Source organism: Streptomyces mayteni (assembly GCF_054783955.1).
Genome location: NZ_BAAGPR010000296.1, coordinates 1 through 630 on the forward strand (window position 1 = coordinate 1; position 630 = coordinate 630).

The following is a 630-nucleotide window of genomic DNA, read 5'->3' on the forward strand; positions in this document are numbered from 1 at the left end:
CCCAAGCACTCCGTGCAGGGGGCACCCCCACCCAGGCCGCCAGGCCTGGGGGAGCCAAGGCCTGATCCACGAAGATCCAAAAGACAGGCCCTAGCCGCCGAGCTGGATGCCGGCCATCCGCCGCCACTCCCGCGGCCCGGTCCGCAACCGGGCCGCCAACTCCCCGTCCAACGCCTCCCGCACCTCGACGCCGGCGGCCGCCGCGGCCGCCTCGAGCACGTCGCGGCTGGCCGCCACGACATCCCCCCATGCGCCGTCCTCCCCCACGAGGACCAGCCGGTACCCCCGAGCCCCCAGATAGGCGATCTGCCCGCCGGCTCCGCCGTGCTCCTCGGCGAACCGCCGGACGGTCTTGGTCACGTGGCGTGGGACGGAAGCGGTGTCACTCATGGGGGCAGGTTACCGGCCAGTACGCCGTGAGGGGAGGGCGTGGGGGGGTTTTCCCCACCCACCCGCCCTTCCCCCCGCGCTCCGCGGGGGCGGAGGCGTCTGCGCCGCCTGGCCCGTGAGGCGGGTGCCCCACGCCCGACGCGGCTTTTCCCCGCCCACCCGCCCCTTTCCGCGCTTCGCGCGGTGGGGGCGGCTGCGCCGCCGGGCTGGGGTGGGTGCCCCGCGCTTCGCGCGGGGTTT

Annotated in this window: 1 protein-coding gene; it reads right to left on the minus strand. The window is 76.2% G+C overall.

Annotated features, from left to right (window positions below; genetic code table 11):
• Positions 1 to 90 precede the first annotated feature (90 nt).
• On the minus strand, positions 91 to 390 hold the full coding sequence (locus tag ACYVPE_RS39980) for a hypothetical protein (RefSeq protein ID WP_461038753.1): 300 nt from the start codon (positions 388 to 390) through the stop codon (positions 91 to 93).
• Positions 391 to 630 lie beyond the last annotated feature (240 nt).